This is a genomic window from Corynebacterium sp. KPL1814 (assembly GCF_000478175.1).
Taxonomy (GTDB): Bacteria; Actinomycetota; Actinomycetes; order Mycobacteriales; family Mycobacteriaceae; genus Corynebacterium.
The window spans coordinates 90120-97304 of record NZ_KI515776.1 but is presented as its reverse complement, the minus strand read 5'-3'; the positions used below and the strand labels follow the sequence as shown (position 1 = coordinate 97304).

General features: G+C 58.1%; 7 protein-coding genes and 2 tRNA genes. 5 read left to right on the top strand and 4 right to left on the bottom strand.

All coding sequences use genetic code 11. The features are described from left to right. Positions 1-37 precede the first annotated feature (37 nt). Positions 38-1177, top strand: a complete 1140-nt coding sequence (locus tag HMPREF1257_RS06560; RefSeq protein WP_051141819.1) for an IS1249 family transposase — start codon at positions 38-40, stop codon at positions 1175-1177. Between the two features lie 136 nt (positions 1178-1313). On the opposite strand, the gene HMPREF1257_RS06555 is transcribed toward HMPREF1257_RS06560, so the two are convergent. The 4 genes from HMPREF1257_RS06555 to gyrA all read right to left on the bottom strand — a co-directional run bounded on the left by HMPREF1257_RS06555 (position 1314) and on the right by gyrA (position 4543). Next, positions 1314-1386, bottom strand: a tRNA-Ala gene (locus HMPREF1257_RS06555). Positions 1387-1395: 9 nt separating this feature from the next. Beyond that, positions 1396-1472 (bottom strand) — tRNA-Ile (locus HMPREF1257_RS06550). Between the two features lie 173 nt (positions 1473-1645). Beyond that, positions 1646-1984, bottom strand: coding sequence for a DUF3566 domain-containing protein (locus tag HMPREF1257_RS06545; RefSeq protein ID WP_023024626.1), 339 nt, complete (start codon positions 1982-1984; stop codon positions 1646-1648). A gap of 3 nt (positions 1985-1987) precedes the next feature. Further along, positions 1988-4543 (bottom strand): DNA gyrase subunit A, encoded by a 2556-nt coding sequence (gene gyrA / locus HMPREF1257_RS06540; protein ID WP_023024624.1) that lies wholly within the window; start codon positions 4541-4543, stop codon positions 1988-1990. A 78-nt stretch (positions 4544-4621) separates the two neighbouring features. Between gyrA and HMPREF1257_RS06535 the strand changes: the two genes are divergently transcribed. Genes HMPREF1257_RS06535 through HMPREF1257_RS06520 form a run of 4 tightly spaced genes read left to right on the top strand, consistent with a single transcriptional unit; the run spans position 4622 to position 7106 of the window. Beyond that, positions 4622-4843, top strand: coding sequence for a hypothetical protein (locus tag HMPREF1257_RS06535; RefSeq protein WP_005276020.1), 222 nt, complete (start codon positions 4622-4624; stop codon positions 4841-4843). Continuing rightward, positions 4840-5097, top strand: a complete 258-nt coding sequence (locus HMPREF1257_RS06530; protein WP_023024620.1) for a hypothetical protein — start codon at positions 4840-4842, stop codon at positions 5095-5097. Before HMPREF1257_RS06535 ends, HMPREF1257_RS06530 begins: the two co-directional genes overlap by 4 nt. A gap of 11 nt (positions 5098-5108) precedes the next feature. After that, positions 5109-5546 carry a hypothetical protein gene (locus HMPREF1257_RS06525; protein WP_023024618.1) on the top strand — a complete coding sequence of 146 codons (438 nt, stop codon included), beginning with the start codon at positions 5109-5111 and terminating at the stop codon, positions 5544-5546. Between the two features lie 60 nt (positions 5547-5606). Then, positions 5607-7106, top strand: a complete 1500-nt coding sequence (locus HMPREF1257_RS06520; RefSeq protein WP_023024615.1) for an MFS transporter — start codon at positions 5607-5609, stop codon at positions 7104-7106. Positions 7107-7185 lie beyond the last annotated feature (79 nt).

The window sequence follows — 7185 nt, the reverse complement described above, 5'->3', positions numbered from 1 at the left end:
GCCGGATCTCGTCTCGCCATAGTAGTCATTCTGGTTCATCTCCTTATGCGGGTTAGGTTCCCACACACAAACCATTAGACACTCTCACTGCGGAAGCTCCCTAACGCGCCAACGAACTGACCATACCCAGTCCCGGGACTTCCGCGCCTTCTACCGCTACGCGGTATCTACAACGTCATTGAACCAGCTCGCTCAGCAACAAGGAATAAGCCGGTGGACTCTCAACCGCCGGTTTGAACCCTTTTGGCTTATCGATATCCCTAATACCCCGGACCCTCACCGAATCTACGACCAAATCTTCATCGACGGCACCTACACCGCGGCAGGCTGCCTGCTTGTCGCAGCAAGCCATGACCACGTCATTGCCTGGCACTGGGCTAAAAAGGAATCCACCGACGCCTATATTCAATTACTTAAAAACATAGCGCCACCGTTATGCGTCGTACTTGATGGCGGACTCGGCGCCCAATCAGCCATCGCAACATGCTGGCCACACACACCAATCCAGCGCTGCCTAGTCCATGCCCAACGCGTAATCCGCCGATACACCACCAGCCGGCCACGCACCGATGCCGGCAAAGCCATCTATGGCCTAGCACTGCAATTAACCAAAATCAGCACCCTAGACCAAGCACGGGAATGGACGAAGAACCTGCATGACTTCGGCCAGGTCTATAAACACTTCCTTTCCGAGAAAACCCTGACCCCTACACACCGCCGCAGGTCCAACCGTAAGTGGGAATGGACCCATTTACGCGTTCGCCAAGCCTATAAATCACTGCGAAACCTTTCGCAGAAACAACATCTATTTACCTACCTTAAGCCACCACCACATGCTCTTATGCCACAGCGTTGGGTAGCAACGACAAACAGCCTCGAAGGCGGAGTTAACGCCCCGCTCAAACGCATCGCTGATGCTCACCGTGGAAGAACAGGAGAACGACAACGCAAAATGCTGGAATGGTACCTGTATTCACAAACACAACTGCCTGACGACCCATTAGAGATCGCCAGGCAGTGCAATTTCGGGCAAGACCAACTCGCCAAAGTCCAAGGCCTTACCCCAGAAGACCACAACACAGCCGACCCGGAAACAGGCCGACCAGCCTTCTACGACAACGCTATCCCAACCGAATACTCACACTCCATAGGAATCAGAAAAGGACCCATGAAATGACAAAAGGCGCCCAACCGACGACACGCCCACCAGACACACATTTTGCTACTTAACCCCAGAAAGGCTCCCTACCTAATGGCACCGACCTGGACACACGAAAAAGTCCGGCTCCCTTAACGAAGCCGGACTAATACTGTGGAGCATAGGAGAATCGAACTCCTGACCTTCTGCTTGCAAAGCAGATGCTCTACCAATTGAGCTAATGCCCCATTGTTCCGTGGTGGGCCTAGCTGGAATCGAACCAGCGACCTCATCGTTATCAGCGATGCGCTCTAACCGACTGAGCTATAGGCCCTTTAGCGGAACGAGATGTAACTTTACATACTACCCCGGAAAGAACACAAATCGGCAGCTCAAAGAGGTTTTCAAAGGCACTCTTCGTTGGCCTAATGAGTACCCTACTTCGCGCTTAAAACCAGAAAATGCCGGCAACGTTTGCTGCCGGCATTGTCTCCTACTCACAGTGGGCTAAATATCATCCAAGCTAACCTTTAGCCCCCCGAGGACATCCACGATGGCGTTATAGATTACGGCCATCAGCGGTGCGAGCAAGGTGAACAAGACGGCGAAAATAACGCCAATCAGCGCACTGGCTGCGATCACCACGCCAAAGGTGACCTCAAAGCCGCCGCCTACGCCACCAACGAGGCTATTGACTGACTCCCATATACCCACCTGGTGCAGGCCTATGTACAGCAGGCACACGGCCAATAACCACGCGATGAGTCCGACGAGTGACAGGGCCAGACCAACGCGAAACGCCGAGATGGGCGAAATGTGGTGGATGGTTACATCTCGTCGTTCCATGTCCTACTCCTCGTCCTTGGAGGCATCGCTAGTCTTGTGGTGCTCTTGCTGCACCTCATCGACGGTCTTTTCGCCCTTGGCCACAGCCTGCGCGTCTTCCTCACCATCTTCTTCAACATTGCGGTCGATGGCAAGCAATTCGACATCATCGGCAAGGTCAACCAAGCGCACGCCCATCGTGGCGCGCGAGGAAGGACGAATCTGGTTTACTTCGGTGCGAATGACCCCACCGGCGGAGGTAATGGCGAAGATTTCATCGTCTTTGTCAATGGAAATGGCGCCAATGAGCTTGCCGCGCTTCGGGGTGTACTTGAAGGTCATCACGCCCAAGCCACCGCGGCCCTGCGGGGTGTATTCCTCAATGGCGGTGCGCTTACCGTAGCCACCGGAGGTAGCAACGAGCAGGAACTCGCCATCGTGAACGACGGACATCGCCAGCAGCTGGTCATCGCCGCGGAAGCGCATGCCCTTCACACCGGCAGTAGCACGTCCCATGGGGCGTAGCTGGTCGTCATCGGCAGTAAAGCGGATTGCTTGGCCCTGCTCAGAGGTCAGCAGGATGTCATCGCCCTCAGAAACGAGCTGGGCACCGATGAGCGCATCGCCCTCATTGAGGTTGATGGCGATAAGCCCTGCGGAACGAGCGGACTCGTAATCGGTCAGGCGCGACTTCTTCACGCGGCCCTGCTGGGTGGCCAGAACCAGGTATGGCGCATCCTCGTAGGACTGGATCTGAATGACCTGGGCGATCTTTTCCTCCGGCTGGAATTCCAGCAGGTTGGCCACGTGCTGACCGCGGGCGGCGCGGCCGCTCTCTGGTAGCTCGTAGGCCTTCAGGCGGTAGACGCGGCCAAAGTTGGTAAAGAACAGGATCCAGTCGTGCGTGGAGCAGACGAAGAAGTTCTTCACAATGTCATCTTGCTTGAGCTCCGCACCGCGCACGCCCTTGCCGCCGCGCTTTTGTGACTTATAGGTATCGACCTTGGTGCGCTTGGCATAACCGGTGGCGGTAATGGTAACCACGACGTTTTCGCGGGCAATGAGGTCTTCATCGGTGACCTCGCCGGAGGCAGGCAGGATCTCGGTGCGGCGCTCGTCGCCGTACTTTTCGACGATCGCCTCCAGCTCATCGTGGACGATCTGGCGCTGGCGCTCCTCGTGGGCGAGGATGTGCTTGAGGTCTGCGATCTCTTCTTCGATTTCTGCCAATTCATCGACGATCTTTTGGCGCTCCAGGGCAGCCAGGCGGCGCAGCTGCATCGCCAGGATGGCATCGGCCTGGATATCGTCGACATCGAGAAGCTCCTTCAAGCCCTCGCGCGCCTCATCAACGGTGGGCGAACGGCGGATCAGGGCGATGACCTCATCCAACATATCCAGCGCCTTGACCAAGCCGCGCAAGATGTGCGCGCGCTTTTCGGCTTCATCCAGGCGGTACTGGGTGCGGCGAACGATGACCTCAATCTGGTGCGCAACATAATTGCTCAGCATCTGATCCAGGCGCAGGGTGCGCGGCACGCCATCGACGATGGAAAGCATATTAGCGCCGAAGGAGGTCTGCAGCTGGGAGTGCTTGTACAGGTTATTGAGCACCACGCGGGCGACAGCATCGCGCTTCAGCGTCACAACAATGCGCATGCCCACGCGGTCAGAGGACTCATCTTCGATCTTGGAAATACCGGCGATCTTGCCGTTGGCTACGGACTCCGCGATATTGGAGATGAGGTTATCGGGGTTGACCTGGAACGGCAGCTCCGTGATGACGATGGTCTGCCGGGAACCGGATTCCTCGATGGAGGTCACACCGCGCATGCGGATGGAACCGCGGCCGGTGGTATATGCATCCTTGATGCCCTGATCGCCCACGATGAGGCCGGCGGTGGGGAAATCCGGGCCCTTCACGCGTTCCATGCAGGCCGCGAGCGCCGCATCCTCGTCTGCGTCTGGGTTCTCCAGCAGCCAGTAGATGGCCGAGGCCAACTCATTGAGGTTATGCGGCGGGATATTGGTGGCCATGCCCACGGCAATTCCGCCGGAACCATTCATCAAAAGGTTAGGCACGCGGGACGGCAGGACGTCCGGCTCGCTGGTCTTGCCATCGTAGTTGGGCGAGAAGTCCACGGTATTTTCGCGGATATCGCGGACCATTTCCATGGCCAACGGGGTGAGCTTGCACTCGGTATAACGCATTGCGGCGGGGCCGTCGTTACCGCGGGAACCGAAGTTACCCTGGCCATCGACAAGCGGGTAGCGCATATTCCAGGACTGCGCCAAGCGCACCAAGGTGTCATAGATGGCCGAGTCACCGTGCGGGTGGAATTGACCCATGGTGTCAGAGACCGGGCGGGCGGACTTCACGTAGCCGCGCTCGGGGCGGTAACCCGAATCGAACATAGCGTAGAGAATGCGGCGGTGCACCGGCTTTAGGCCATCGCGCACCTCAGGCAGCGCGCGGCCCACAATGACGGACATGGCGTAGTCGATATAGCTCGACTCCATCTCCTCATTAATGTCAATGGGAAAAATCCGATCAAAAAGATCGTCGTTATTGTCACTCATAAGGCCAAATTCTACCTTCTCCGGGCTTTATCGGCCTTATTTGCCGCACCGGTGGTATCACTGTGGTATCACTGAGGCATGGCAATGACATTGCGGCTCACCGCAGAACAAGATCACGCCCTTACCCTCTTGGCCTCCGCGCAAGGGACCTCCAAGCACGAGGCGGTGGTGCGTGCCATCGTGGCGGCGGCCTCGCGCACGCTTGCCGATGCCCACGTGCAAGCCACCGCCCGCGATCTCCTCCCCGGCCGCGCGGACCTAGAAGCAGAAATCCGCAGGGCGCGGAAGACCCAGTCATGAGCCCCGAACAGCTGTACCTAGTGGCCCAAGAGTTTTGTGCCCGCTTTAAGCTCCGCATCATCAATTACTCCGCCTTGGTGGCCGCCGCGGCTGCCAGCACCGCGCGCTTGGAGGGCATAGCCATTCACGGCGATGAGCAGCAGGCAGCTCAAGCCATGGCGGAGGTTTTAGAAAAGGTGCCAGCGTTAAATGCTGGAAACCAGACCTTCGCGCAGTACTGCGCCCGCGTCTATATGGCCACTAAATTCGCGTAAAGTATGGCACCATGTCTCACCTTTCGACCTTGATGCATGGATCCACCCGCACCGAGTTCATCGCCGAGTGCGGGGATCTCGTTGAAAAAGTCGCCGCCTCCCAATCCGGCATTTCCGGCATGGCCATTAAAGGCGGATTGGCCGCCGCCAAAAAGGCCGATGCCAATGTCGTCCCCAAGGCGCTGGAGCGGATCCTGCCGGATGTCCTCGATGCCCTGGATCAACGGTGGCAGGACTTTGTGGAAAGCGGGAAGGAGGATTTCGGCGCCTTCCTTGAACCGCACCAGGAAGAGGTCAGCGATGAGATTATGAATATCGCAGATAAGCACGTGGAAAAGGTAAACTCCGCCGCACTGCGCAAGCCCTATAATTCCCTGCACGGCAAGGCCACCAAAATCTTAAACCCAGAAGTTCCTGCATTCGGCCGCGTAGTACAAAAGCACATGTAAATAAATAATTTCCACCGGTTTTCCTGCGGTTGAAGGTTATCTGGCCTGCGGAGTATAAGTGTGGAAGTGACTTATTCCCCGCATCATAAATCGTCGACATCAGAAGCAAACCGCACCGACTACCCCGCCGGCCAAGACCCCGCCCGCTGGCGGGTTCTTATTATTGTGCTGGTCACGGTGTTCATGTCACTAATTAGCGTGTCCATCGTGAACGTGGCGCTGCCGTCGATTCAGTCTGGGCTTGGTGCCACGGATTCGGATGTGCAATGGGTGCTGTCTGGTTATGCGCTTACCTTCGGCGTGATCCTCGTCGCCGCAGGGCGCGCCGGCGATCTCGTGGGGCGCGGGGGCATCTTCCTGCTCGGCATCGCCGTCTACACCATTAGCGCCGCCGTGGCGGGTTTCGCGCCGAATGCGCATTCTCTGAATATCGCGCGCTTTGTCCAGGGCGTTGGCGCAGGGTTGCTGAACCCCCAAGGCGTGGGAATGATTCAGCAATACTTCCGCGGGGAAGAGCGCGGCCGCGCCTTTGGATACTTTGGTGCCACCGTGGGAATCGCCGTGGCCATCGGCCCGGTCTTAGGCGGCTTCCTCATCAAGATCGGCGGCCCTGACCACGGATGGCGGCTGACCATGCTGGTCAATGCCCCGATCGGCCTGCTGGCCATCATCTTGGGCCTCATGTGGTTCCCACGCCCGCTGTTTTCACGCGTCCGCGATGCCGCGGGCAATAAGCTGGGCATCTTCAAGGCGCTGGCCACCCTGGATCCCATCGGCGCGCTCATCCTTGGTGCCGCGGTCTGGTGCATCCTCTTTCCCTTCATGGACTCCACTGGTTCCCCTGCCGTGTGGTGGCTGCTTCTGGCGGGTGCCGTGCTTATTGGCGTGTGGGTGCTGTGGGAGCGCCACCACAAGGCCACCGGCCACCCGCCGATGGTGGATCTCAATATCTTTGCCACCTCGAGCTTCCGCAATGGCACCATCATCGCCACGTTGTGGTTTATGGGCATTACCAGCATCTGGGTGCTCGTTGCGTTGTACTTCCAAAATGGCCTGGGCTACTCCGCCCTGGCGGCCGGCTCGGTGGGCATTCCATCCGCGCTTCTCAACTCCATTACCGCTACCATCGCGGGCCGCAAGATTTCGCGCTACGGGCGCATGGTGGTCATCATCGGCATGCTGACCACGATCTTTGGCCTCATCGCCACGGTGGCACTCGTCTGGGGCACCACGCACTGGGGAATAAGCGAATGGTGGCTCATCCTCTCCTTGGCATTTATCGGGCTTGGCCAGGGTGCCGTGGTCTCGCCTAACCAAACCCTGACCTTGGCGCAGGTACCAGACAACTACGCCGGTTCCTCCGGCGCGGTCCTGCAAACCGGCCAGCGCATCGGCACCGCCATTGGCCTGGCCGTCATTACCGCCATCGTCTTTGCCATGCTCCAAAGCACCTCCGGAGATTGGCCCGTATCCATCATGACCGGCTTCGGCGTCATCATCGCCGTCTGTCTGGTGTCCTTGAGCTTTGGGTTTGCTGATCAGCACTCTTCCCGCAGCTAAATTTCCTCACCCCATAGCTAGAGCCCACCGTGGAATTATTCACGGTGGGCTCTATTGCTCTAGCCACTGCACACACAGG